The organism is Limosilactobacillus urinaemulieris (assembly GCF_014838745.1).
Classification (GTDB): Bacteria; Bacillota; Bacilli; order Lactobacillales; family Lactobacillaceae; genus Limosilactobacillus; species Limosilactobacillus urinaemulieris.
This window is the reverse complement of sequence record NZ_JABUXR010000001.1, coordinates 155,851-181,603: the sequence shown is the minus strand read 5'-3', so window position 1 is coordinate 181,603 and position 25,753 is coordinate 155,851. Positions and strand designations below refer to the sequence as shown.

The window sequence follows — 25,753 nt, the reverse complement described above, 5'->3', positions numbered from 1 at the left end:
TGATTAAGTCTGCTATAATTGGATTTAGAAAGAAGGATGGATAATTTGAGAGTACACATTACCAACACGCACCATATGATTGGGGTTGCCAGACTGGCCCAGAATATGGTAACGGACATTGCGACGAGAGAACTCGGCTTTCGTGAAATTGGTGTTTTTCAGTATCAAGACAAAAACGAGAGCAAGCGTTCATTAATTTCTCGCTTTGATGGAATGTTAGCGGGAGTCGAAATGGGTGATGTGATCGTTTTTCAATCGCCATCCTGGAACTCAGTTGAATGGGATACAGCGCTTATTGAACGAACCATGATTTATGATGGGTTAAAACGGATTATTTTCATCCATGATGTGATTCCGTTAATGTGGAAGAGCAATCGGTACTTGTTGGACAAATGGATTAAGTATTACAACATGGCTGATGTGATCATTGCTCCATCCCAATCCATGGTTGAACTTTTACGTCAGCATGGCTTAACTGTTAAGAAAGTTGTTATCCAAAAAATGTGGGACCATATGGTTGACAATGAGCTGGGGAAGGAAAAGCCTCATTATGCTCCAATTATTAACTTTGCTGGTGATCCAACTAATCCAGATAAATTTGGTTTTGGTGGAACCTGGTTTAATCCAGACGTTAAGCTTCGAGTCTTTACATCGCCAAAAGACTGGGGAGTCGGTCGTAATATTGAATTTGTTGGCAGCATGCCAGATATCGCCTTATTAGATAATATTCGCCGGACGGGTGGCTTTGGTCTGATTTGGTCTGGCGATCCATACTGGCTTGAATATATGAAGCATAATTGTTCATTTAAGCTGTCAACTTATTTGGCTGCTGGGTTGCCAGTCATTGTCAATAGCGGGACCCCAGCTCGTGACATTATTGAGAAAAAGAACTTGGGAATTATTGCTGATTCACTCCCTGAAGCAATTGAACAGGTTCAAACAATGACGACCGCGGAGTACGATCAAATGGTTGACTCAATTGATGATTTTGCAAAGCTAATTCGTGGAGGTTACTTTGTAAAACGAGCATTGACTGAAGCGGTTTTTAAGGCTTTTTATGATTAGTAATGCTGGGTAAATAATGATGAAAGAAGATCAAATATCAGTTATTGTTTCAGTCTATAACACCGAACAGTATTTAGATCAATGTATTCAAAGTATATTGAAACAAACGTATCAGAACCTTGAACTAATTTTGATCGATGATGGGTCAACGGATCGCTCACTTGCAATTTGCACTCATTATCAGGAACTGGATTCACGAGTTCGGGTATTCCATCAGTCAAATCAAGGTGTTAGCAAGGCACGGAATTATGGAATGGATGTTGCTGCTGGGGATTTCATTACCTTTGTGGATAGTGATGACTACATAATGCCTAATTATTTAGAAGAGTTATTTGCGGCTTTGAAATCAACTGGGAGCCAGATCGCAATAAGTGACTTTCAGTATTATAAGGGGAATGGTCACCTACTTGTGCATATGCCAGAGCATAAGGTTAGTCAGCATACCTTCACCCCACGAGAATGGTTTGACTTTGCTTATACTAATAGGGATGACTTTTTTCAATTAATTTATACTGTTCTCTGGGGAAAACTCTTTCGCCAAGAAGTTCTCAAACAGATTTTTTGCCCGGAAGATACCCAAATTGATGATGAATTTACAACCTGGAAAACGTACCTCCAGGCTAGCAAAATTGTTTACTTAGATGATGAGGATTATATTTATCGCCTTAATCAAGAGGGTCTTTCGCATCGCAGAAACCAAGAAAACATTCGGCCATTGCGGAGCTTGGAGGAGGAAATTGCTTTTCTTCATATCTTAGGGTACGATCCGCGGATCCTAGAGGAAATTTATATTAAACGGTTAAAGAGATGCCGAAAAGCATACTTGAATGCCGGAATGTACCATGAGTACCAAGACGTTGATTTTAAATTAAGAATGATCGCAAAATCTAAGTTGTGACATTATTAGCTTTAAATAGCAGAGAGGTTGGAGTCAATTCCTAACCTCTTTTAGTTTGTCATGAATTTCGTTTATATGGTAATAAGTGTTTTATTTATGATCTATTTGCATTAAAATTAAGATGTTAGCAAGATTTAGTGGTCAAATTTTAATTATTTGTTGGGGAAAGTTTGCAAAGAACAAAACCACTATTTCCGTATTTCTAGAAATATATTTGAAAGCGTGTGAAAAATGCGAAAAACATCTCAGTTGTCTAATTTGCGTCGTCGGGTTGCGGTGACGTTGCTTACATTACTGGTTTACATGCTCGGATCGTCAATTCCAGTTCCGTTTGCACGGGTTACCAAGTCGTTTCATCATTTGTTAAACAATACGCCGTTGAGCGTTGTTAGTTTCATGAGTGGGGCTAACTTCCAAAAGCTATCACTGTTCATGATCGGACTAAACCCACTGATGATTGCAATGTTGATTATGCAGCTTTTAATGATGATGAAGCTCTTCAGTCTGGATTCCTTATCAATGCGTCAGATGATGGTGGTTCAACAGTTTGTGACCTTAATTTTAACGTTAATTCAGGCCGTTACCCTGGTCATTGGTCTTCACCTGACTTCGGATATTCTGCAAGCGATTGCCGTAATAATTATTTTAACTGCTGGTAGTTTGTTTGTTGTCTGGATGGGGTACATGAACATGGAATTTGGTATTGGAGGGACGATCACGATCGTTCTTTTTAACATGGTTACGATGTCGTTACCAAACCTTAAAAAAGCCGTTCAGGGAATCACTACTTTAGGTCACCCGGCATTCTGGATCGTTGCCCTAATCCTTGTTGGAATTCTCGCAATTGTTTTCTGGAACGCATTTGGTCATGCCTATTACCCGGTTAAGACGATTAATACATCAATGCCAAGCAGTGCCAAACCGATTATTGTACCAATTGGACTTAACTCAGGAGCAATGATGACATACATGATTGGGATGGCTTTATTGATGTTCCCAACAATGATCGGAAGCCTCCTCGGCAGAGATTCGATCTTTGCTAATGTTTACTTTGATGCCATTATTAGTGGATTGTTGTCATTTGGTTTATTCTACTTTTTTGCGTTTATGCAATTTAATCCTAAGGAACAGGCAAAGCAGCTGCGGAACAGCAACAATTATGTTCTCGGAATTCGGCCAGGGAAGCCAACTCAAGAATACTTGAAACAAAAACTTTTACGGGTCTCATTCTGGGGAGCACTTCTGAACGCTATTCAATTGACCCTCGGATTACTCGGTAACCAGCTTTTGGGGAAATTTGCTGGTTTTGCTGTTATCCCAATGAATATTGTTATGTTGGTTATGTTTATGACCGGAATTAAGGATCAACTGTTGACCTTGCTGTTCCCAAGTCGTTACGAGAAGTTAATGAAGAAAGAGGGATAATCTTGGATTACTTAGTACCAGCTTGGCATGAATTGATGGAGGACTGGGCGACAACTGTCCCGAAGATTGCCTTTGACGATGCAACGAGTCACATGCAGTTGTTACAAAATACCCAGAATAAAGCAGGACTAGTAATAACTGATTACCAGCCCCAGCTAATGACTAAACTAAACGAGATGGCATTAGCACCTTCAAAGATCTTTTCTGTGTTTGATTATTTACAGGGGGTTAATCACTTTGCCAGTCGGATTATTGATCTGCATGATCTTAACTGGCCGGATGATACTAGCTTCAACTACACCGCCTTTCGGGTATATGCGATTCGCAAGGATAAGCTTTACGCTAAGGTGGCATTTGATAATCAAGGGAAAATCTTAGCCGTTGAATACTATGATCAACAGGGGCGGATTAACCGTATCCTCGATTTTGATAGTCGCGGTTTTATCTCCCGTGAAAGACGGCTAGACAATCAGCGCCCAGTCCTCCACATCTATTATGATGAGCAGGGGCATTGGCGTTTTAAGCACCACTTGCAAAGTGATGAGGTAGAGATCAATGCTGATTTATCACGATTTACTAAGCAGCTTCAATATTCACGGTTGACCGATTTAGTTTCCGAGATCGTAGAAACCCAATTTCTTGCGCATCTTCATAAAGAAGATAATTTAATCGTAACGATGGACGATCAATCCATGGTTAAAAATGAAACCTTTGCTAAGTTACGGCCGGTTTATTCAGTCAGTGGCTGGCATCCTTTCCAAAAAACGCTTCAAGTATTGCGTGGGGAGGCTAATCAGGGAGTCCTTGTTGATTCAGAAGAAACTTCCGCAATGTTAAAGAAAGCATACGTGGTTGCCATCCAAACAGGGGTAATTCCGCTATTTCCATCCCAGTTCAAACTGGGGCACAGTCAGCGGATTAGTCAGCAACGGATCGGTGCCTTTGTGGAAGATGTTGACCCGAACATGTTGCGGCCAATTATCGAACTGGTTTACCAACGCCTTCTCAAGAATCCTAAGGGAGAGGCCTTATACATGTTTGCCTATACTAGTGAAAAGGAACAGTTAGCAAACCAGATGATTGAAGAACTCAAGGCCGCCCACCCGGGAGAATTTAAGTTAAAGCCAGAAAAGCCAATGTTAAAGCGATCCATTCCCGATGAAGATGATCAAACACCTGAACTAGAAATTCGGGTCCATCGTTGGACAAACAATAATGATGTGATGAGTGCCTTAGACAAGATCCGTCTCGTTATTGATTGGGGAGAACGTTCGGATAGTTTCCTTCAAATGGCAACAATTAACGTTGGAATTCCGCAAATTCGTCAAGTGGGAACGGCCGCCATTGTGGATCGGAAAAATGGCTTTGTTTGTGAGAATATGCTCCAACTGCCAGTAGCTTTAAGTTACTACATGGATAGCTTGAAGAACTGGAATATGGCGCTAACGTATGATGTTCAAATGCTTAACCAGTATTCAGAAGAGAATATGCTGAAGGTTTGGCAACGAGTTACTGCAAAGTGAGGTGAGAGTTAATGAATGTCCTTCAATTAGGGCCAAGTGATTGGTCAGTAAATTACGCGATTCCGAAAGATGTTAAGTGGGAATATAATGCTTATCCTCGGCCGCTAAAAGAGGATAAACCACATCGCTATACGGTTGTTATTGTTACTGGGGCAACCCAGTTGAGTGACGAGGATTGGGCGAAGTTACAGTGGTTATCTGATCCTTATACCGTCCTTTATGTTCCGGAAGCTAAGGAACAAATTAGTCTTGCGGGACAAACATATCTCCGCCTCCAACTAGCCAAGCCAATTGATGAGGAGCCACAAGCACTAATTAACAGCCTGCCTAGTAAGTATTACTTTGGTCAATCGGGAATGCGGATTTCACCGCAAAGCCTGATACTAAACGATCAGTATATTCAAGAAATGCAGTTTCACGATGAGGGACATCTGATTCTGAACGTTGATACAGCAGAAGAGTGGCGCTCGTTAGGTAATTACCGGCCCTCACTCTACGTTGACCCAAATCGGGTAATTAAGTTTTGGCTTGAGCACCAAAATACTGATGACTTGCATCTTCGTCTGCGAGCCTTTTACAGTCCGCTAGGTGGGGATGGAGATCCCGCTAAGTCATTTATTCTTGATATGGATACCTCGGAGGAACAAGACTTACCGCTTAAGCCGCTTGAAGTTGGTCGGTTAACCAATGTTCAGTTGGAGGCTCGCGGTCAGGGAGTATTGATTCTTGGTAACCTTCACCTTCGCTGGTCGCGACGGGGTGTTGGTCATTATATTGTTGGTGGAGATCGATTAGTCGATCCGCAAACAAGAGAAGAGGTTGGCGTTTACTTTAACCCTGGCGATCTAAAGCCACCGCTGAATGTTTACTTTTCTGGTGCCCGTGAATTGGAAGGGTTTGAAGCTTACCCACTATTCAGGAGTGTCCATGCACCATCCCTCCTGTTTACGGATCCCCGGCTTGAAGTTGGGCAGTTCTATACTGGCGCTAAAATTTCAGAGTTAATCAAGGAAAAGATTATGACCCACTTGAAAGAGCTGGGCTTCACCAAGGATCAGTTAGTGATGAATGGGATTTCAATGGGGACATATCCGGCATTGAAGTATGGTGCTGAATTGTCTGCCCATGCAATCATCGTTTCGAAGCCGATTACTAACCTGGGTTACGTGGCATTACGTGGGCGTCTTCACCGTCCAGATGAATTTGATACGATTTTTGATATTGATTCACAGCTAACGAAAAAATTAAGCATTGCCGATCTAAACATGATTGACCAAACATTCTGGGAGGACTTTACTGAATGTGATCTGACGAATACGAAGTTATTTATCGCTTACATGAAAGATGATGACTACGATAATTTGGCATATCATGATCTATCAAACAATCGTGCGGTAAAGAAGGCACGGCAGTTTATCTATAAGGGATTCCCTGGACGACACAATGATGATCCAGAAGTTGTTAGTTGGTTTGTCAGTCGACTAAAGGAATTAATGCAAAACGATTTTGGCAGGAAGGGCTAATAAGATGCAGAATTATATTAACCAAGTATATTGGGGACCATCGTGGAATACCTATTATAACGGGTCCAAAGTAACGATTTCCGCCAAAAAGGAAGTGGACTTTAATAATCCGTTAATGGTTCCCGGGAAGGATATTATTAAGTGGGGGTCCGTCTATAATTTTCAGGCGAATAAGATTGTTCCCCAATTACCATTGCTACGAATTAACCAGCGCTACCGGATTTCAATTAAGGCGTCGTCCGAACCGGCACAGGGTTTCTTTACCCGAATCGTCTTCTTTAATGGCCAGGGAGATGAAATTAGTCGGCTTGAATTTCATAACCTTGAAAAGGCGTTTACGTTTCCGGAGGGTGCTGTTCATTATGAAGTTAGTCTCGTTAATACGGGATGTACTAGCCTGCAATTTAAACGGCTTGAAATTTGCCCGGCTAAGCTTCCACGGAGTGTTCATAACGATTTATGGTTTCATCAGCCAGTTAATTCAGACTCTGACCAGCCGATTAATATTGTCGTAATGCATGACCCAAAGCGGGTAAAGAAAACCTGGGAAACAGTTGGTAAGATGCTTAATGGCTTACCTTTACAGATCATCAGTATTGGGTGGCAGTATGATGGTGACCTGGCTGATGCAATTGTTCATTGGATTGAACAGAAAAACCAGCTTTATGCACACTTAATTAGTACAGCTGCTGATCTGGATAAGGTTTTACGAAAAGTTCATCAGGCTAGTCCAAAGACCCAGCTGTTACTGACGGAAGCAAGTCAGGATGATAAATTGCATATTGACTATGAAATTTATGCCAGTCGTGATATTCCTGAGTGGAGTACGGCTAACTTGGTTGATCCAGATTGGATTACAATTACTCACGCAATCAATGGATTATGGGGAGGGGTGAAAGTTAAATGATTCTTGATGCTTTTGAACGTCACCAAATTAAGCGCCAGCTGCGGAAAGTCAATAAATGGGCTCCCAAGATGCGTAAAATGAGTGATGAGGAATTAAAGTCACAAACTAAGATTCTCCAAAAGCAATTGGCTGATGGGAAAACTGTTGACCAAATCCTTCCCCGTGCTTTCGCTGCTATGCGTGAGGCCGATTTACGGGTGCTAAAGATGTTCCCATATGATGCTCAGGTAATGGGGGGCGATTGTCCTTAATCAAGGGTACATCGCTGAAATGAAAACCGGTGAAGGGAAAACGTTAACCGCGACCCTCGCACTATACTTGAATGCATTGAGTGGCAAGGGTGCAATTCTGGTTACACCAAACGCTTACTTGGCGCAACGTGATGAGGAACAGTTGGCACCCGTTTATGAATGGATGGGACTAACGGTAAGTACTGGGTTCCCCAAGGATGATCCTGAGCGAAAGGTTCGACCAGAGGAAAAACGGCAATGGTATAACTCAGATATTCTTTACACGACCGCTAGTAACCTAGCCTTTGACTACCTATTCAATAACTTAACAGCCAATAAGGACGGTCAATACTTACGGCCGTACCATTACGTTATTATTGATGAAGTGGATGATGTTCTGTTGGATCAAGCTACTTCACCATTTGTTGTTGCGAGTGCCCCGATGCTTCAATCTAACCTTTACCGGCTGTGTGATGACTTTGTCCGGACACTGGTTCCTAAACGAGACTTTACCGTTCGTCGTCGGGATAAGGCAATTTGGTTGACGTATAACGGGGTTCAACGAGCCGAACAATATTTCCGGATCCGCAACCTGTATGATGATGAAAGTCGTGAGGTTTACCGTCATATTGCTTTGACGATGAGGGCCCACTACTTCATGAAAAATGGTCATGACTACTTGGTTGAAAAGGGAAAAGTTGTCCTGCTTGATGAAACCGATGGTCGGCTGAAAAACGGGGTTAAGGTTAATACCGGTCTTCACCAAGCTGTTGAACAAAAGGAACACGTGAAGGTTACTGATAACCAAAAAACAGCTGCTTCAATCACGTTCCCAAGTTTATTCGGACTATTTGATAAGATCTCTGGAATGAGTGGGACGGTTAAGGGTGATGAAGACGAATTTATCAACGTCTATAACATGAAAGTCGTTCAAATTCCGACCCATAAGCCAGTTATTCGGAAAGACTATCCGCCAAAGATTTACCTAACAACTTCCGAAAAGTTAATGCATGCGTTAAATGATGCCATCACGCTCCATAAAGCGGGACGACCAATCCTGCTAGTTGCCGGTTCGGTGGAAAATTCCGAAATTATTTCGGAACTCTTACTTGACCGCGGAATTCCGCACAACGTCTTGAACGCCTTTAACATTGCCCGTGAAGCTGCCATTGTTAAGGATGCTGGTCAGCCAGGAGCCGTTACGGTCGCAACTAACATGGCCGGACGGGGGACTGACATTAAGTTGGGTCCTGGTGTTAAGGAGAAGGGCGGCCTTGCTGTTATTGGGACTGAAATGTTACCAGAACGGGTTAAGCTGCAGCTTGCCGGTCGTGCTGGACGGCAGGGGGATCCTGGTTCTAGCCAATTCTACATTTCGTTGGAAGATAGTTATATTGCAAAGGCAAGTACAAAGCGGTTTAAGAAGATGTACCGCAAGTTAGTTGAAAAGCGTCGTAAGGGGGCAATGCCGAAGGAGCTTACAAGTCCTCGGATTCGCTTAAGTCTGGAAATGCTAAAGAGCCGGGTAGCTGATGGTGAAGTCCGGTCACGGAAGAAGACTAACAAGTACGAAGTTGCCCTGCGAATTCAACGAACCCAATTCTATAAGGAACGGGAAAAGTTGATGAATAATGCCCGTCTCGAACGAACCGTTGGTAACTGGTTAAGCGAAGGAATTGACGACTTCCTTAATACCCAGACAGATTGGTCGCCTAGTCAATTGCAACATTTGATTAACGAGCATTTTACTTATCAGGAAGTTAAGATTCCCGATAATTTAATGTATAACCGTAAGGCACTGAAAAAAGTACCTGGAAAACCTATGTACAGATATTCTCAAGGAGAAATACAAGACGCTGATTAATACTGAACAGTTAAACCAGTTTTACCGTTCAGCCTTGTTAACTGCCTTGGATAGTTGTTGGACTGATCAGGTTAATTATCTCAATGATTTACGGATTATTGTTGAGCCATGGTCGCTTTCTGGTCGTGATCCCGGTTATATTTATCAAGTAAAGGCCTTTGAATCATACAAAAACATGCTGCGTGAAGCACGGAAAAAAGCGGTTGATAACTTGCTGCTTAGTCGGATTAAGTTAAATAAGAAGAACCAACTAGTGGTTAGTTTCAACTAGGTAAACGGGAGGACGATTAGATGACTGTATATAATGTCAACCTCGGAATTGGTTGGGCAAGCAGCGGTGTCGAGTACGCCCAGGCTTACCGCGCCCAATCATTACGAAAATTAAAAATACCAGCTAAGTTTATTTTTTCGGATCTAATCTTGGCAAACAACATTGAGGACTTAACGAAAAACCTTGGTTATTCTGACGATGAGATCATCTGGTTCTACAATTTCTTTACTGATGTCAAAATTGCACCATCAGATTATCCCCTGAGTAAGTTTGCGGATGATATTAACCTTAAAGACCGGAGCTTTAACTGTAAGGAGATCAATGGGGGGAAGAATTATTTCTATACTTCTGATGAAGAAGGGTTATCGATCAATGTTCGCTTCCATGATCCCGAAAAGAAGACGATTGATCAGGTTTCCTACGTTGCTAATGGGGCAATGGTAAAACGTGATTTCTATTCATACACGAAATACGCAACCGAATATTATAGCGGTGAAAAGAACGGTAACCATGTAGTTTACCGTGACTTCTATAATGAGGATGGTAGCGTTGCTTATACTCAACATCTGCGGGGAAAGCATGAAGTCTTTGAATTCACTGATCAGATTTATTATTCAAAGAACGCTCTTTACCTTGAAATGTTAAAACGACTTCACCTGACGAAGGATGACACAATTATTCTTGACCGTGAGGATGATGGAAACATTCTGATTAATGGTCAGTTAATTTTTGAACATCATAATCCGGCTAAGTTAGTAATTGTTGTTCATGCAGATCACTATGATGAACACTATACCAACAAGAAGAATGTTTTGTGGAATAACTTCTACGAGTACCAGTTTACCCATACAAAGGATGTCGCTAGTTTTATCGTGGCCACTGATAAGCAGCGTGAACTGTTATCCAAGCAATTTAAGCAATACCAGAACGTGACACCGAACGTTACTACTATTCCGGTGGGAAACCTGCAAAAGTTGATGAAGCCAACTACTAAGCGGAAGCCGCATTCACTAATTACTGCCTCGCGGTTAGCTACTGAAAAGCATATTGACTGGTTAGTAAAGGCAGTTGCTAAGGCACATAAGGAAGTTCCAGACGTTACCTTGGATATCTACGGTCAGGGTGGCGAAATGGGCCGGCTGACTGAGCTAATCAACCAGTACCATGCAAATGATTATATTCGGTTGATGGGGCAACATGACCTTACCGATGTTTATAAGAATTATGCAGCCTATATTGCTGGTTCTACTAGTGAGGGCTTTGGCTTGAGTCTTCTGGAAGCAGTTGGGTCAGGGTTGCCGATGATCGGGTTTGACGTGCCATATGGTAACCAGACCTTCATTGATGATGGCAAGAACGGTTACTTATTACCATATACCCAAGATTGGAGCGATGATAAGAAGGTTGACCTCTTAGCTGATGCAGTTATCAAACTCTTTACCACCGCTGATCAGGAGAAATTTATCCAGCACTCCTATGACCTTGCGGAACCATACCTCACCAATAACGTTGCTAAGCGGTGGGGAAAGCTATTGGAGGAATTAAAACATGATTAACCTATTTGAAAAATATGATGGCAGTTCTCGTGACTTCCTCTTTTCACAAAAAGCGGCAAAGATCAAGATTCCGTCAGTAGCGATGGTTGATGATGGCTTCTTGCCTGACGATGTTGATTCGCCGTTTAAGTATTTCTGTAATTTGACTGATAACCATGATCCGTTGTACTTTGATCAGCTTAAGATTCCGTATTATTGGCGAATCCTAAGTACAGCCTCTGAGGGCCGGATTTATGATTTAGACAAGAGAAAGGCCCAGATCTTTTATAGTTCTACAAATAACACACGGCTGGTGAAGGAAGTTCGCTGGTCTGATGATATTGGGCCGGTTTCATGGGTCGATCATTACAATAATCATGGGCACTTATTTGCTAAAACTTACTATGAGAATGGTCAGGCAAAGTACCGAAAGTATTTTGATAATCACGGCAAAATTGTGATTGAGTGGAACCTTACTGCTGGCGATATTTTCTTAGATACCAAGAAGATTCACCGCCACTTTACTTCATTACCGCAGTTCGTCACATTCTATCTTCAATTACGAAAGTATAACCTTGATCACATCTTCTACAATTCCCTTAGCTACCCATTATGGGTAATGGATCAATTGCCGGCTGACGGTTCAGATACGCTCTTCTGGAATGAAGATACCGGTGCAAAAATTCCCGGAAATATGCAGTACTTACTAGACAAGAAGACAAGAACGAAGCATATCGTTTTCCAGCGTCATCGTGATTGGATGCGTCGGCGCGAATTATTCCCTAATGGTACTGGTAATGTTGACGATCTTCACTATTTGGGGATGATTTACCCGCACCCACGGGGGAATAAGCTGCAACCAAGAATTCTCATTATGACTAATTCTGACCAAATTGATCATTTAGATGAATTAGTGCGGGCAATGCTAAATATTCAATTCCATATTGCTGCGGTGACCGAAATGTCCGGGAAGCTCCTTGCGTTTGGTGAGCGACCAAACGTAACGGTTTATCCAAATGTTAGCCGTCAACGGGCTTTGCAATTATTGAAAGATTGTGACATTTACCTTGATATTAACCGGGGGAGTGAAATCCTTGATAGTGTCCGGGCAGCGTTTGAACAAAACATGTTAATCCTTGGCTTTAAGGACACCTTGCATGAACCGCAATTTGTTGCGCCACAAAATATTTTTGATCAAAACCAGGCCAAAGAAATGACCCAAACGATTTTGACAGCGTTGCTTAAGCCAGCATTGATGGAGAAACTAATCGATACCCAGCGTGAACATGCTAATGATGCGACTGTTGAACAGTACAAAGAAGTGATTGGAGCGTTGACAAATGGCAAAGCAAGATAAAGATAATGAATCAATGGTAGAGAAACATGCTCTTGACCGGTTGAACCACGTTGAAAAGGAACACCGAAAAGCGTATGCTAAGAAACCTGAAAAGTTTAGTCCGGCCAAGATTATTATGGGGATTATCCTGATTATTGTTCTGCTAACCTCGTTGGTAAGTATTTTTTAGCTAAAACGAGATCTTGTTCAATTAATAACTTACAAAAAGTTAGGATATTCTATTGACTTTTAGCCATTATCGGGTAGAATTTAATTAATTCATCACGAAGGGAGTACAGATTATGCTGAATAATGTCATGCCAAATGAATTCTGTTCTGCTTGTTGCGTTGCTTGTAACAAGTTTTTTGGCGTGATTAAAATTCAGTAATTTGTATTCTAGTAAAATCAAAGGTAATCAAGCTATTTTTAGATTGATTATTAACAAACTAGGCTTACAATTCTGAATTTGAATTGTAAGCCTTTTTTCACTTCGCGGTAAAAGAAAAGAGAGGATGATCTTTATATGGATTGGACGATTATCCAACAGAGCCTCCCCAACTTTGTCCAAGGGTTCAAATTAACTCTTTGGCTTTCGCTAGTTGGGATTGTCGGCTCAATCATTGTTGGAATTATCACCAGTTTAGTACAGTACTTTCGGATTCCGGTTCTCCGGCAGGTTCTTAACGTTTACGTTGAGGTTGCAAGGAACACTCCATTACTAATTCAGCTATTTTTCTTATACTATGCCTTTCCGGTAATGGGGATTAAAATGACGGCCGAGACCTGTGGGATTATTGGGTTGATTTTCCTTGGCGGGGCATACATGGCCGAAGGATTTACCGGTGGTTTTAATGGGGTTAGCCAAACCCAGATTGATGCTGGTGAAGCACTGGGGATGAATCAGTATCAGCTTGCACGGTACGTTATTCTTCCGCAGGGATTGTCATTAAGCGTTCCGGCTTTGGCGGCTAACATCATTTTCCTAATCAAGGAAACGTCAATCTTTTCCGTAATTGCAATTCCAGAGCTGACCAATACGGCTCTTGACTTGATTGGAATGTACTACCGGTCAAACGAGTACTTGTTTGTGTTGGTAATCGCCTACGCAATTATCTTGATCCCGGTAATCATAGTGCTTGACTGGCTTGAAAGGAGGGTTCGGTATGGCTCATTCGGGAATTAGTGTTTTATTTGAAGGAACAAACTTTGCCCGGTTAATGGGTGGGCTGTGGACATCGGTTTGGATTGCGGTTGTTTCGTTAGCAATTGGCTTGTTACTGGGAACCATCTTCGGTCTTTTAAGAACCCTGCCTAGTCGAATTATTCGGTTTATCCTGCTTCTTTACCTCGAGTTCTTTCGGATTGTGCCGACAGTAGTTCTCTTGTTCCTGGTTTACTACATTTTACCGCGACAGTTTAATGTTAATTTGCCGGCAACCTGGATGGCAGTTCTGGCGTTCTCCTTGTGGGTTGCAGCTGAATTTAGCGATATTGTTCGGGGAGCGCTTGAATCGGTTCCTAAACACCAGCGTGAGTCAGGATTAGCATTGGGGTTGAACCAATGGCAATTATTCCGTTATGTCCTGTTGCCCCAAGCAATCCAGCTGGAACTCCCGGCAACAATCAACTTAGCAACGCGGGTGATTAAGACAACCTCGCTATTGCTGATGATTAGTGTTATGGATGTCATCAATGTTGGTCAACAGATCATCGAAGCAAATAACCAAACGCACCCAACCGGTATTTTCTGGATATATGGTCTGATTTTCATCCTCTACTTCATTGTTGACTACCCATTATCTCTCTGGGCAAAGCATCTCACTGCAAAAGAAGAGCATTAATTTTAGTAGGTGGTAATATGGCAGAAGAAATTCTTAAAGTTGAACATTTAAATAAGTTTTATGGTGATTGGCAAGCTCTTCATGACATTAACTTTGAATTGAAGAAGGGCGAGGTTGTGACGTTACTAGGCCCTTCTGGTTCTGGAAAGAGTACGTTGATCCGAACCCTGAATGGTCTGGAGCCGTTTCGGGATGGGAGCATCTATTTCAAGGGAAATAAGGTTAACCCTTCACCAAAGGAATGGCAGGAGTTGCGCCAAAAGATCGGAATGGTTTTTCAGAGTTACGACTTATTCCCGAACTTGACTGTTTTGGATAATATCCTCTTAGCACCGACAAAGGTCCAGAAGCGGAATAGGGAAGAGGTTAAGAAAGAAGCAATGACCCTATTGGAACGGGTTGATCTGACAGACCAAGCAAATTCATATCCTCGTCAGTTGTCAGGTGGTCAGAAGCAACGAATTGCAATTGTTCGGGCATTAGCGATGCATCCTGAACTAATGCTTTTCGATGAGGTCACCGCCTCCCTCGATCCAGAAATGGTGCGGGGGGTTCTCGAGATTATTAAGGAGTTATCTGACCGGGATCACATGACGATGATTATTGTTACTCATGAAATGAATTTTGCGGCACAGATTGCGGATCAGGTTCTCTTCCTGGAAAACGGTCGAATTTTAGAGGAGACACCAGGGAAGCAGTTCTTTGAACATCCGCAAACTGCTCGGGCAGAAGAATTCTTATCAAGCATGGAGTTTTAGAAAGGGAGAATTGATATGTTGAAGATTAATTGGAAAAAGATTATTGCCGGTGCTGTTGCTGTAGCAGGAGCAGTTGCCTTGCTCGCTGGTTCAAGTTACCTTAAGCCAGCCACCGTAAATGCTGCAAGTGATTCTAGTTCCGTTTCCGCAATTAAGAAGCGGGGGACTTTACGGGTTGCCGTCTTTGGTGACTTACCACCATATGGCTGGGTGAACAAGGATGGTAAGCGTGTTGGTTACGATGTTGAATTGGCACGGCGGATGGCGAAGGATCTTGGTGTTAAGCCCAAGTTTGTTCAAGTTAACGCTAACAACCGGGTTGATACGTTGAACTCGAATAAGGCTGATATTGTTTTGGCTAACTTCACCGTTACTCCTGAGCGGAAGAAGGTTGTTGACTTTGCCAAGCCTTACATGAAAGTATCCGTTGGGGTTGTTTCGCCAAAGAAGAAGGCAATCACTAAGGTTAGTCAATTAAAAGGTAAGAAGGTCATCGTTACTAAGGGAACTACTGCTGAAAACTACTTCACCAGTAAGCAACCAGGTGTTCAACTATTGAAGTTCGATTCAAAGACCCAACAATTTAATGCCTTGAAGAATAACCGGGCCGCAGCACTTGCCGATGACAACTCATACCTTTACGCTTGGGTAAAGAATAATCCTAAGTACACTGTTGGTATTAAGAGTATCGGTCCTAAGCAATACATCTCTCCAGCCGTAAAGAAGGGGAACAAGTCCCTCCTCGATTGGAGTAATAAGGAAATTACCAAGTTAAACAAGGAAGACTTCTTTACCAAAGATTACAATAGCCAACTCAAGCCTTACTTCGGTAGTGAAGTAAAGCCATCGGATATTGTGCTGAATAATAAGTAGAGTGCCTTCGCCCCAAAGAGTTCCCAGAAAGCTAGCAATTTCTCTCGACGAAGGCGGCTTGCGCCTAGGAGAGAGGTTGCTAGCTCTAGGGAACTCGGGCGAAGCACGTTTGAGGTAGAGCGCGAGCCCGTTAAAACCTTCCGGTGGCTAACGATTTCTCCACCGAACGACGTCTCGTCGTCGGAGGTGGAGGTCGTTAGCTCGAGGAAGGTTAGGGCGAGCGCGTTTTGGCTCTGTTGCAGTAGAAACGCTAGCAAATTTCTGTTTCACTCCAACGTTTGTAGTAAAACAGCCAACACAAAAAACCAGCAACATCGTAATTGGTGTTGCTGGTTTTTCAGTTTGAATATAATACTAATTACAAATTTTCATCCGTCTTAAAGTTTAACTCGCAGTAATCAGTCATCTTCGTAATTAACTCCATTGCGAGGTTGCGATAAGCGGTTAGGGTATCATTAGCAAATTTGTCACTTTGATCATTTAAGTAGTTGGTTAATGCATCCCCTTGCAATGCAGCTGCCTTAGTATCAGTTTCGCGAATTAACTTTTGTGCAGCGGCGTTCCGTTCCTTTTGAACATCCCGTAGTAGGGGAAGAAAGTCATGAAGGTGACTATCAACCAGAACACTGGCATGTTTGAAGATCCAGTAAGCGGAATTTAATTGGGCCGGTAGTTTTCCTCGACCATAGGCGGCTGGCAACTTGGTAATCCCGTTAAAGAATGGAACGTAGGTACTTTCATTAGCCACCCCCATGGCGAGCCAGTGAATATCTGGACCCTTACGGCCGGTTTGGAGAATATGTGATTCTTGAGTTTTAGCTAAGCTGATTGGCCGATATTTGTGAGCATTCGGACTGCTCGTCAACGGATCAAATTCGGTTCCCTCATAGTGATTGCTCAAGTAGTTTTGTGCATCAATCACTGAAAGAAGGCGATCCGGCTTCATCAAGAATGGTAATTCAGTTGATTCTGGTGTTTCAGCACTAGCTTGACGAGGACTGAACATTTGATGACCGATCCAAACCCGTGGTTCACTATAAATTGCATCCGACCGGTCAGCTGTTCCGAAGATTTTACGAAAGTTAAATGTCGTTGGCTCTGGATTAAGATGGTTCTTTTCAACGAATTCTTGGATCCCAGGATGGAACATGAAGTTATCTGGATCGTTAAAATCAATTTCTTGGATTGCTAATTGGTTAGCAACAACCGCATAACAATCATCAGGAATTCGCTGTGCAACCCAGTAATGGCCAGCACCGCTTTCAAAGTACCAAGCTTCGTTATCGTCAGCAAATAGGACACCGTTAGTTTCGCCCGTTCCGTATTTGGCGATTAAATTACCAAGACGGAGAACTCCTTCACGAGCAGTTTTAACGAATGGCAAAACAACGGTTACCATTGCTTCTTCATTCAGGCCGTTCTTGACTAGTGGATCAGCACCTAAAACCAGACTATTGGAATAGGCACTTTCGGTTGCGCTCATTGCAACGTTGTACTCGTTAATTCCGTCTTCTTCAAATAACCCGTACTTATCAGTCCATTCAGGTGTAGCGGAGTAGCGAGCACTGTCATCAGGAAGTTCAAGTTCCAATTTAGTTTCTTTTGAAATGAATTTACGTGGCACAGCACCGTGAGGGTGAACGACCATGTGCTTTGGCCATGCGGCTTTAGCGTCTTCGTTTCGACCAATCATAATTGAGCCATCAATACTGGCTTTTTTTCCAATCAAAATACTCGTACAAGCGGATAATTTGTTTGGCATATTTAAAACCCCTTTTAATTAATTAAGTGTGAGTACCAAATTGTTCTTAAAACAGCGGTTGCTCACTAACATTCTTTCTTAATTATACACCGCTTAGATTGGCAGTGAAAATTTCACCCAGTGAATTCTTTTGCCGTGTACTAGAAAAAGATCATATAATAGGTTGATTATTTTTTTCGTAAGAGAGGGAAAATTATGCAACAGTTATCAATGCTAATTATTATGTTGGCGGCACTTATTACCCCGATTGCAATGGCTCGATTTAAGGTTTCAAGTATCCCAACCGCCGTTGCAGAAATCGTTGCGGGAATTCTCCTGGGGAAGAGTGCCTTTAATATTGTTCAGGAAACGTCTTCACTGACGTTGCTTTCTAGTTTAGGGGTAATTATCTTAATGTTCCTCTCCGGAATGGAAATTAATTTTGACCTCTTTAAAAAAGCCCCTGGTCAGAAAAAACGTGATGCTAAGTCCCCAGTTTCAATCGCTGTCCTTAGTTTCGCATGTGTGATTATTACCGCCTTTCTGCTGGGTGTGTTCCTTTACTTCACTGGACTGTTCTCTGATATTCTACTGGCAACGTTGCTCTTTTCAACGATTGCTTTAGGGGTTGTTATCGCAACGCTTAAGGAAAAGGAGATCCTCGGTCGACCGATGGGGCAGACACTCTTGTTAACCGCTGTCCTCGGTGAAGTAATTCCGATGTTGGCATTGACATTTTATGCCTCAATTTATGGTCACAACGCGGGGCGTCTTTGGCTAATCGTGCTTCTTTTCTTGGCAGCCATTTTCCTTTTACGTCGGTTCCGTCAACCCTATGTCTGGTTCAATAATGTTTCTAAGGCGACTACCCAACTTGATATTCGATTAGCCTTTTTCCTGATTTTTACTCTGGTGACGGTTGCTGAATCAGTTGGGGCAGAAAATATTCTGGGAGCCTTCCTTGCTGGAATGGTTATGAAATTACTGGAACCAAGCGAGGCTACTCAGGAAAATTTAACTTCAATTGGTTACGGCTTCTTTATCCCGATCTTCTTTATTATGACGGGGGTCCGATTAGATCTAAAATCGTTATTTGCTAATAGTACTGCACTAGCGTTAATTCCAGTTTTGGTGGCCTGCTTTATTATCGCCAAGCTACCAACAATGTTAATCTATCGTCGGCGGTTTAACAGCCGAAATTCGTTTGCTGGTAGTTTCCTAACCGTTACAACCATTACTTTGGTACTGCCATCACTACAAGTGGCTAAGAACCTTCATGCAATTACAAATACGCAATCAGATGCCTTCGTGTTGGCGGCCGTGATTGTTTGTGTCGTGGCACCAATCGTCTTTAATTCAACCTATAAGTTAAATAAAGAAGACCTGGTTAAGGAACGGGTTGTCATTATTGGTGCGAATACCCTAACTGTTCCGGTTGCCCAGCAGTTGTCCCATAATTGGTATGTTGTTCGGATGCTGACCGATAACCAGGATAACTACAAGACTTTCAACAGCGAGGTTGATGATCTAAAATACCTTGAAAAAATTGATGAGCAGGCGCTTGATAACGGTGATTACTTTGATACTGACGTGATGGTTCTTGGCTTCAGAAATGATAATAAGAATTATCAAATGGCAGTCCTAGCAAAAAAACATGGTGTTAAACGGGTAATTGCGAGTGTTCAAAACCCAAAGATTTCAACCGAACATATTGATGAGCTTAACCGTCTCGGAGTAGAAATCTTCAATAGCTTTGTGGTCCAGAATAGTGTTCTGCGTTCGCTGATTGAATCACCATCGGTCTTTGAAATGCTGATGAGTGCTCACTCAGGATTATTTGAAGCAACGATTCATAATCAGCGTTATGTTGGTATTGAACTTCGCAGCCTACCATTTATTGATCAAATTACGGTTAGTCGAATTTACCGCAAGCATAAGCCAATTTCGCCAAGCGGGGATACTGTTCTTGAATATGGTGATCACATTCTTTACACCGGGCCGTATGAGATTGTTAACGAAGTACGGAAACGGCTTGGTCGTCGTGGTTAATAAGAATAATTGCCGGAAGATAGTCGATTATGGTAAGATTAAGTAAATTTAACAAGGGAGGGCATACAAATGCCATTAGTACATATTGATTTGCTTGAAGGTCGGACTGACGAACAGTTAAAGGCCTTGGTAAAGGATGTTACAGCTGCTATTTCAAAGGATGCTAATGTCCCAGCTGAACGAATTCACATCGTTTTAAATGAAATGCGAAAAGACCGTTACAGCGTTGCTGGCAAGATGGTTAGCGACAAGTAAACAGAGCATTAGAGGGGGCTGGGCAGTTAGCTTGGCTCCCTTTTTTCGACCGTTCCTGAGTTTAATTTGAAAAGGATGAGAATTTTGAATGAACAACAATATGTAATGGCAATTGATGAAGGGACCACTAGTACGCGGGCGATCATCTTTGATCACCAAGGAAATAAAGTAGCAATGAGCCAACGAGAGTTTCCCCAATACTTTCCGCAGCCTGGTTGGGTTGAACATGATGCAATGGAGATTTGGGATGCTGTCCAGTCAGTAATCTCGGATGTTATGATCAAGTCTCAGATCCCACCATATAAGATTGCTTCCATCGGGATTACTAACCAGCGGGAAACCACCGTTATTTGGGATCGTCACACCGGTAAGCCGATCTACCACGCAATTGTTTGGCAGTCAAAACAAACTAGTGAGATTGCTGAACAGCTAATTAAAGACGGCTATAAGGACATGATTCATCAAAAGACCGGGTTGGTAATCGACTCGTACTTTGCAGCAACCAAGATTAAGTGGATCTTGGATCGGATTCCTGGAGCACGGCAAAAGGCAGCCAATGGTGATTTGCTCTTTGGAACGATCGATACTTGGTTATTATGGAACCTTTCTAGTCGACGGGTTCATGCTACGGATGTTACTAACGCGAGCCGGACAATGCTCTTCAACATCCACGATCTGAAGTGGGATCAGGATATCCTAAAATTATTAGATATTCCAGAAGCAATGCTGCCAGAAGTCAAGCCGAGTTCTGCAATCTATGGCTATACTGGTGATTACCACTTCTTTGGTGTGCAGATCCCAATTGCTGGAATTGCGGGGGACCAACAAGCAGCTTTATTTGGGCAAGCAGCTTATGAGAAGGGTTCGGTTAAGAATACCTATGGGACCGGGGCCTTTATCGTGATGAACACGGGACTGGAACCGACCCTTTCGGATAATGGCCTGTTAACAACGATTGCTTATGGGATCAACGGCAAAACGTACTATGCCCTTGAAGGAAGTATTTTTGTTGCCGGGTCTGCAGTGCAATGGTTACGTGATGGCCTGCAGTTATTTAAGCATGCGAGCGAGTCAGAACAAATGGCTGTTGACGCAAAGACTACTGGTGGTGTTTACGTTGTTCCTTCGTTTACCGGACTTGGAGCGCCATACTGGGATCAGGAAGTCCGTGGTGCCATGTTTGGTTTGACCCGGGGAACTAATCGGGGGCACATCGTTCGGGCAACTCTGGAGTCAATCGCCTACCAGACTCGTGATGTCGTTGATACGATGGTTAAGGATACTAACTTGCCATTGAAAGCCTTAACCGTAAATGGTGGAGCATCACGGAATAATTTCATGATGCAGTTCCAGGCTGATATTTTACAAACACCAATTAAACGGGCAGCAATGGAGGAAACGACAGCCTTAGGGGCAGCCTTTCTTGCTGGCCTTGCAGTTGACTTTTGGCACGACCAAGATGAAGTAAAGAAGCTCTCAAAGATTGGGGATGAATTTACCCCACAAATGGAACCAGAAAAGGCCGCAACTCTCTATGATGGCTGGCAGCAAGCAATTAAGGCTGCGCAATTTTTTAGTCACGGGGAATAAAATTTAATATTATTGGAGACCGAAAGGAGTTTTTTGAGTGGATCAAAATACTAATCCGCAAAAGTTAATTGATGATCTTCAGCATTGGATTACCGCTAACCGTGAAGACCAGGTATGGACGCAACATGAGTCCCTATACCTCGAAATCCTTGCACAGTGGAAAGCGGTTAATCGTTACCATCCTGAAAAAGGGACAGTGGATGATCAGCGATTATACCAGCTATATTGGACAGCTATGGATCAATGGCACCAATCATTTGCCCAGCAAAGTGAAGAAATCTTTGAGGCCTTCCCAATTCAAGCAACGGATAAGGTCGGTTTTTATGACGGTGTCCTTCAAGAATTACAAACTGTTATTTTAGATCGACTACCACAGGTTCAGCAGGCTAAAATTGTGCGAATGACCAGCTTCCTCAATATCTTGCGGGTTAGTGTAAATGATATGACTAAATTAAGTTTGGATAATCTGAACGTGGTTGACATGTCACTTTTATTAGATTATTGGAAGTTTCTTGGAGACGCATTGAAAAAGTTTTAGGATAAATTTGTACATTGCGAAATCAGTTTACTAGGGTTATAGTAATAGTTGAGTAATGAATTAATCTATCAACTGAATTATGAAAAAGAGGTTAGCTTCTATTGCAGTAATTTAATGGAAAACAATTACTGTGTTCTTGTGGATTTTATCCATAAGATAACCGCGATTCTGCTAACGGAATAATGATTTAACAAAGGCAGTGGTAATATTATGGAAAATAAATCTGAAACGTCAGCAAACAATAAACAGGTCTTAACAACTAGTCAAGCACCGACACAATCGCTCAAAAGAGAAAGTGAATCAGCACCAAAAGACTTATCGACTAATAAGAATGCAAAATCCTTATTTGTTGCGACTGCATTCACGACGGCAACAGGGGAGGGCGAACCGCTCTCTTTACGGACAAAGATGAGTTTGGCTGATTATCGGTCAATGTTTCGGAAACAACTTGAGAATGCGCAGTCTGCGGTACCTAATAATGAATTATCAACAGAACCGGATGTTCAACAGACGACAACGGAATCTGCTGGAAAGAAGATTCAAACAATTTCTATCACCCAACCGCAAACACCAGCATTGGTTAATCCTGCTGCAGTGAAGGCAAAGGTTGACCAAGTTGTTGCTAAAGAAGTTGATGGTCAAGACGGCGAGAAGTTTCTCCAAATTCCAATCAAAGAGATCCATTTTGTTATTAATGGTAAGCAATCGAATGCTTCAAAGCTAAAACAGTTTCTAGCTAATGGGGAGAGCAACCTGTTTAAAATTATGGGAAACGCAATTAATGTGGTTCCGGCAAAGCAATTTAGCGGTAAAGTTGCTCCGGTTAAGCTGAGCGTAACAACAGTTAATGGTGATCGCCATACGGTCGATTACGTTACCACAATCCTAAAACCGGCAATTAACCATTCTGCTGACCACCAAAAGGATCAAGTTGTTTTTCGTGCTGGAAATACTGATGTTTCCTTAAAGAAGGCTAATGTACAGCAAGTCTTCTTTGCTAAGGATGGTAGTAACACAACAATTATTAATGTTACTGCTAATGGGCAAACTGTTGGCGAGGCACAAATTGATCCAGCAACTGGCGAGATTAACCTGGTTCAGTTATCAGGTTATACCGGCCAATTGGATGAGATTACTGTTCTGATTTACCTGAATGACAATCAGGTGGTTAAGTGTAGCTATCAACCAGTATTTAAAGACTGAGCATTTAATTAACAGTAGTTTAACGATTTGTTAATTAAGGACGTTAAAAATAGAAGAAAATTATACCTCTATTCAAAAAGATAAAAGGCTAAGTGACGGTGTTTACTTGGCCTTTTATCTTTTTGAACACTTGATAATAAATTTATTGTTATTTTTTTAACAAGTCACTTGAAAAGAAGAATGGAAGGGGCTAATATTAGGTTAAAATAATGTTAAGAAAATTTTAAGGTTATCAGTTGAAAGCCTTGCAGGAGGGACGTTAAATGACCGATTATGATCAAAAAATAAACACCAAACCTAATAACGTGGCCGGTCGGTCCGTTTCCGGCAAGGTTGACGGTAACGCTGCACTGGTTAACAACGTTAATGCTGGGATGGGCCAAAATAAGAGTAAAACGAAGGGTTCGCTTATCATCAATTCAGTTAGTGGTGATATGCAGCACCCCGTTCAAGTAGTTTCTTTCTCCCCTAATGCGGCGGGAAAGTATGATCCAATTAGTTTGAAGGCCCCCCAAGGAGTCCTGCTTGATCAATATGGTAATCAAATTACCAGCTTTGATCCCACTACAATTGTAAAAGAGGGGCGAAATGCCCAGATCTACCTTGCTAATATGTTTATTGGTGGTCGGCAACAAAGCTTTGGCTTGTTAGGGACACAGGTTCAGGAAAAGACAATTGATATTCAAAATGATCAGGGCGTCAAAACCTCATTTGCATTGAGCACCTCGCCATACCTTAATGATCCGCAACGGACGCAATTTGTTTCGTTTAACCAGAAGAGTGCTCAACAAGCGGTCGCTACTTTACCGGCACTAAGAGCTGATGACAACGGTCAGCCAATTGCTGGTGCTAACGTGGGAACCTACCAATTAACGTTTGTCGCAACTGATAAGCTATTCCAGTTAAAGGTAGCCTTTTATAATAATGACCTTCAATATGAGGGCAAGATTGCACCGGTTTACATCATTGCTAATGATGAGTTCTCTCGTGTTGGTTTCTTGCAATATCAGCCAAACACTCTTCTTCCACAATATCATTTGCAGAGAAGGATCATGTTTAGTGATACAACAACGAGCTTGTTCCTATACACTAACCTAACGATTGAGCAGTACCAGACGATGATTAATAACCTGTACAGCAATTCTAGTTATGTTCCGCAAATTACGGCACGGCGGTTAATCCTTCCTAATGGTCAGCCAATTTTGGAATTGCCGGTAACTAAGTTAAGCTTCGTGGTTAACGGTCAGGAAACACCAGCTAAAGTATTAAAGCAAAAGCTAATTGGCGGTGGGGTAAATACCTTTACCTTAACCCAGGGAAACAAAATTCATTTTGAAGCGGCTACTGGATTTAGTGGTCAAACGTCACCAATCAGGCTATTAGCGAAAACCGCAAATGGCGATTCACACGAGGTTGATTTTACAATTGACGTTGCAAAATATGATATAAAAAATACCACATATGTTAATGGTCAGAATGGTCAATCAAAGGTTGAGGTTGTTGCGGGAAAGGTTCTTCCGAATATGAAGATCTCGGCTGCTCAGCCAGCAGTTTTTGTTAAAAATAACAAGACAACGACAGTTATTGAAATGACGGCAAATGGTGAACGAATTGGTGAAGCAGAGATTGAGACTGATAGCGGATTAATTACTTACTACCCAGAACGGTCATTTGTTGGGACGGTTGATCCCCAAACAGTTTGCGTCTTCATGCGCAACGGTCGTAAAATCTGCACTACTTATCAACCAACAATTCAATAGAAGAAACTTGTCGACGGGAACTTAATAGAAGCCATAAACAACTTCTGTTAAGTTCCTTTTCCTTTACCTTTAAACCTAAGTTATCAATTGAAAACTAAAAAGCAAAAGTACGGTACAAAAATCGCTAAAAAGTCTATAAGACAATCAACATATGATGGATATTTCATTAGATAAAATAATTGTTTGAAGTTTTTTCTTTTGTCAAATGGCTTTAAATAAAAAATAAATTTGTATTTTTCAAAATGACATTACTTATTTGAAGTTACTAAATGCCGTTAAATAGAGTGATTGACTGCTTTTCAATATTCATTAACCAAACGCATAATTGAATGCCAATAAATGCCTTAACAGTGACATTACAGAGAAGTAAACATGTGATAAATAAATTCAATCAAAAGCGTTAACATTTCCGGGAATTGTAGTATACTACTACTACTTGATAGGAGTTTAATAAGTTTTTCCTTTTCTTAATTAATTCATTACATTTACTTAACCATTTAATGAGAGGGAGCCTTTTTATGGTCAATCGGAGAAATAAAAAGAAGATGTTCAATTCTGATGACAGTA

The 25,753-nt window shown here is 41.9% G+C and carries 20 protein-coding genes and 1 pseudogene; 20 read left to right on the top strand and 1 reads right to left on the bottom strand.

What is annotated here, in order from left to right; all coding sequences use genetic code 11:
- Positions 1-36 precede the first annotated feature (36 nt).
- From HUK45_RS00850 to HUK45_RS00785, 14 genes and pseudogenes are all read left to right on the top strand, one after another.
- A complete protein-coding gene (locus tag HUK45_RS00850) occupies positions 37-1,065 on the top strand; it encodes a beta-1,6-galactofuranosyltransferase (protein ID WP_242335185.1) in 1,029 nt (342 codons plus the stop codon).
- Between the two features lie 16 nt (positions 1,066-1,081).
- Positions 1,082-1,963, top strand: a complete 882-nt coding sequence (locus HUK45_RS00845; RefSeq protein WP_191910657.1) for a glycosyltransferase family 2 protein — start codon at positions 1,082-1,084, stop codon at positions 1,961-1,963.
- A 231-nt stretch (positions 1,964-2,194) separates the two neighbouring features.
- Complete coding sequence (secY2, locus tag HUK45_RS00840; protein WP_191910656.1) at positions 2,195-3,388, top strand: accessory Sec system protein translocase subunit SecY2; 1,194 nt, start codon at positions 2,195-2,197, stop codon at positions 3,386-3,388.
- Positions 3,389-3,390: 2 nt separating this feature from the next.
- Positions 3,391-4,911 (top strand): accessory Sec system protein Asp1, encoded by a 1,521-nt coding sequence (gene asp1, locus HUK45_RS00835; protein ID WP_191910655.1) that lies wholly within the window; start codon positions 3,391-3,393, stop codon positions 4,909-4,911.
- An 11-nt stretch (positions 4,912-4,922) separates the two neighbouring features.
- Entirely contained in the window at positions 4,923-6,434 is a 1,512-nt protein-coding gene (gene asp2, locus HUK45_RS00830; protein WP_191910654.1) for an accessory Sec system protein Asp2, read from the top strand.
- 4 nt (positions 6,435-6,438) lie between these two features.
- A complete protein-coding gene (gene asp3 / locus HUK45_RS00825; RefSeq protein ID WP_191910653.1) occupies positions 6,439-7,341 on the top strand; it encodes an accessory Sec system protein Asp3 in 903 nt (300 codons plus the stop codon).
- Positions 7,338-9,706: pseudogene (secA2, locus tag HUK45_RS00820) on the top strand (accessory Sec system translocase SecA2). Before asp3 ends, secA2 begins: the two are co-directional and overlap by 4 nt.
- Before the next feature lie 20 nt (positions 9,707-9,726).
- Positions 9,727-11,262, top strand: a complete 1,536-nt coding sequence (gene gtfA, locus HUK45_RS00815; protein WP_191910652.1) for an accessory Sec system glycosyltransferase GtfA — start codon at positions 9,727-9,729, stop codon at positions 11,260-11,262.
- Positions 11,255-12,598, top strand: a complete 1,344-nt coding sequence (gene gtfB, locus HUK45_RS00810; protein WP_191910651.1) for an accessory Sec system glycosylation chaperone GtfB — start codon at positions 11,255-11,257, stop codon at positions 12,596-12,598. Before gtfA ends, gtfB begins: the two co-directional genes overlap by 8 nt.
- Positions 12,582-12,767 (top strand): hypothetical protein, encoded by a 186-nt coding sequence (locus tag HUK45_RS00805; protein WP_102169239.1) that lies wholly within the window; start codon positions 12,582-12,584, stop codon positions 12,765-12,767. The genes gtfB and HUK45_RS00805 overlap by 17 nt, the downstream gene beginning before the upstream one ends.
- Before the next feature lie 334 nt (positions 12,768-13,101).
- Positions 13,102-13,761, top strand: coding sequence for an amino acid ABC transporter permease (locus tag HUK45_RS00800; protein ID WP_191910650.1), 660 nt, complete (start codon positions 13,102-13,104; stop codon positions 13,759-13,761).
- Complete coding sequence (locus HUK45_RS00795) at positions 13,742-14,419, top strand: amino acid ABC transporter permease (protein WP_191910649.1); 678 nt, start codon at positions 13,742-13,744, stop codon at positions 14,417-14,419. The genes HUK45_RS00800 and HUK45_RS00795 overlap by 20 nt, the downstream gene beginning before the upstream one ends.
- Positions 14,420-14,436: 17 nt before the next feature.
- The gene (locus HUK45_RS00790; RefSeq protein ID WP_191910648.1) at positions 14,437-15,177 is read left to right on the top strand and encodes an amino acid ABC transporter ATP-binding protein; all 741 of its coding nucleotides are present in this window, start codon (positions 14,437-14,439) and stop codon (positions 15,175-15,177) included.
- 15 nt (positions 15,178-15,192) lie between these two features.
- Positions 15,193-16,050: a transporter substrate-binding domain-containing protein gene (locus tag HUK45_RS00785; RefSeq protein ID WP_191910647.1), complete on the top strand. Its 858-nt coding sequence runs from the start codon at positions 15,193-15,195 to the stop codon at positions 16,048-16,050.
- A 358-nt stretch (positions 16,051-16,408) separates the two neighbouring features.
- Here the strand turns inward: HUK45_RS00785 and HUK45_RS00780 are convergent, their stop codons facing one another.
- Positions 16,409-17,812, bottom strand: coding sequence for a C69 family dipeptidase (locus tag HUK45_RS00780; RefSeq protein WP_191910646.1), 1,404 nt, complete (start codon positions 17,810-17,812; stop codon positions 16,409-16,411).
- Between the two features lie 195 nt (positions 17,813-18,007).
- Between HUK45_RS00780 and HUK45_RS00775 the strand changes: the two genes are divergently transcribed.
- The 6 genes from HUK45_RS00775 to HUK45_RS00750 all read left to right on the top strand — a co-directional run bounded on the left by HUK45_RS00775 (position 18,008) and on the right by HUK45_RS00750 (position 25,186).
- A complete protein-coding gene (locus HUK45_RS00775; RefSeq protein ID WP_191910645.1) occupies positions 18,008-19,840 on the top strand; it encodes a monovalent cation:proton antiporter family protein in 1,833 nt (610 codons plus the stop codon).
- Between the two features lie 69 nt (positions 19,841-19,909).
- Positions 19,910-20,095 (top strand): 2-hydroxymuconate tautomerase, encoded by a 186-nt coding sequence (locus tag HUK45_RS00770; protein ID WP_124031687.1) that lies wholly within the window; start codon positions 19,910-19,912, stop codon positions 20,093-20,095.
- Positions 20,096-20,179: 84 nt separating this feature from the next.
- Entirely contained in the window at positions 20,180-21,685 is a 1,506-nt protein-coding gene (gene glpK, locus HUK45_RS00765) for a glycerol kinase GlpK (protein WP_191910644.1), read from the top strand.
- A gap of 37 nt (positions 21,686-21,722) precedes the next feature.
- Positions 21,723-22,223 carry a hypothetical protein gene (locus HUK45_RS00760; protein ID WP_191910643.1) on the top strand — a complete coding sequence of 167 codons (501 nt, stop codon included), beginning with the start codon at positions 21,723-21,725 and terminating at the stop codon, positions 22,221-22,223.
- Between the two features lie 210 nt (positions 22,224-22,433).
- Positions 22,434-23,426 (top strand): hypothetical protein, encoded by a 993-nt coding sequence (locus HUK45_RS00755; RefSeq protein WP_191910642.1) that lies wholly within the window; start codon positions 22,434-22,436, stop codon positions 23,424-23,426.
- 263 nt (positions 23,427-23,689) lie between these two features.
- Positions 23,690-25,186 (top strand): hypothetical protein, encoded by a 1,497-nt coding sequence (locus HUK45_RS00750; protein WP_191910641.1) that lies wholly within the window; start codon positions 23,690-23,692, stop codon positions 25,184-25,186.
- Positions 25,187-25,753 lie beyond the last annotated feature (567 nt).

Bases quoted from the DNA above. Each gene is read 5' to 3' on its own strand.
- HUK45_RS00850 (WP_242335185.1), top strand. From the start codon at position 37: ATGGATAATTTGAGAGTACACATTACCAACACGCACCATATGATTGGG.
- HUK45_RS00845 (WP_191910657.1), top strand. From the start codon at position 1,082: ATGATGAAAGAAGATCAAATATCAGTTATTGTTTCAGTCTATAACACC.
- secY2 (WP_191910656.1), top strand. From the start codon at position 2,195: ATGCGAAAAACATCTCAGTTGTCTAATTTGCGTCGTCGGGTTGCGGTG.
- asp2 (WP_191910654.1), top strand. From the start codon at position 4,923: ATGAATGTCCTTCAATTAGGGCCAAGTGATTGGTCAGTAAATTACGCG.
- asp3 (WP_191910653.1), top strand. From the start codon at position 6,439: ATGCAGAATTATATTAACCAAGTATATTGGGGACCATCGTGGAATACC.
- gtfA (WP_191910652.1), top strand. From the start codon at position 9,727: ATGACTGTATATAATGTCAACCTCGGAATTGGTTGGGCAAGCAGCGGT.
- gtfB (WP_191910651.1), top strand. From the start codon at position 11,255: ATGATTAACCTATTTGAAAAATATGATGGCAGTTCTCGTGACTTCCTC.
- HUK45_RS00805 (WP_102169239.1), top strand. From the start codon at position 12,582: ATGGCAAAGCAAGATAAAGATAATGAATCAATGGTAGAGAAACATGCT.
- HUK45_RS00800 (WP_191910650.1), top strand. From the start codon at position 13,102: ATGGATTGGACGATTATCCAACAGAGCCTCCCCAACTTTGTCCAAGGG.
- HUK45_RS00795 (WP_191910649.1), top strand. From the start codon at position 13,742: ATGGCTCATTCGGGAATTAGTGTTTTATTTGAAGGAACAAACTTTGCC.
- HUK45_RS00790 (WP_191910648.1), top strand. From the start codon at position 14,437: ATGGCAGAAGAAATTCTTAAAGTTGAACATTTAAATAAGTTTTATGGT.
- HUK45_RS00785 (WP_191910647.1), top strand. From the start codon at position 15,193: ATGTTGAAGATTAATTGGAAAAAGATTATTGCCGGTGCTGTTGCTGTA.
- HUK45_RS00780 (WP_191910646.1), bottom strand. From the start codon at position 17,812: ATGCCAAACAAATTATCCGCTTGTACGAGTATTTTGATTGGAAAAAAA.
- HUK45_RS00775 (WP_191910645.1), top strand. From the start codon at position 18,008: ATGCAACAGTTATCAATGCTAATTATTATGTTGGCGGCACTTATTACC.
- HUK45_RS00770 (WP_124031687.1), top strand. From the start codon at position 19,910: ATGCCATTAGTACATATTGATTTGCTTGAAGGTCGGACTGACGAACAG.
- HUK45_RS00755 (WP_191910642.1), top strand. From the start codon at position 22,434: ATGGAAAATAAATCTGAAACGTCAGCAAACAATAAACAGGTCTTAACA.
- HUK45_RS00750 (WP_191910641.1), top strand. From the start codon at position 23,690: ATGACCGATTATGATCAAAAAATAAACACCAAACCTAATAACGTGGCC.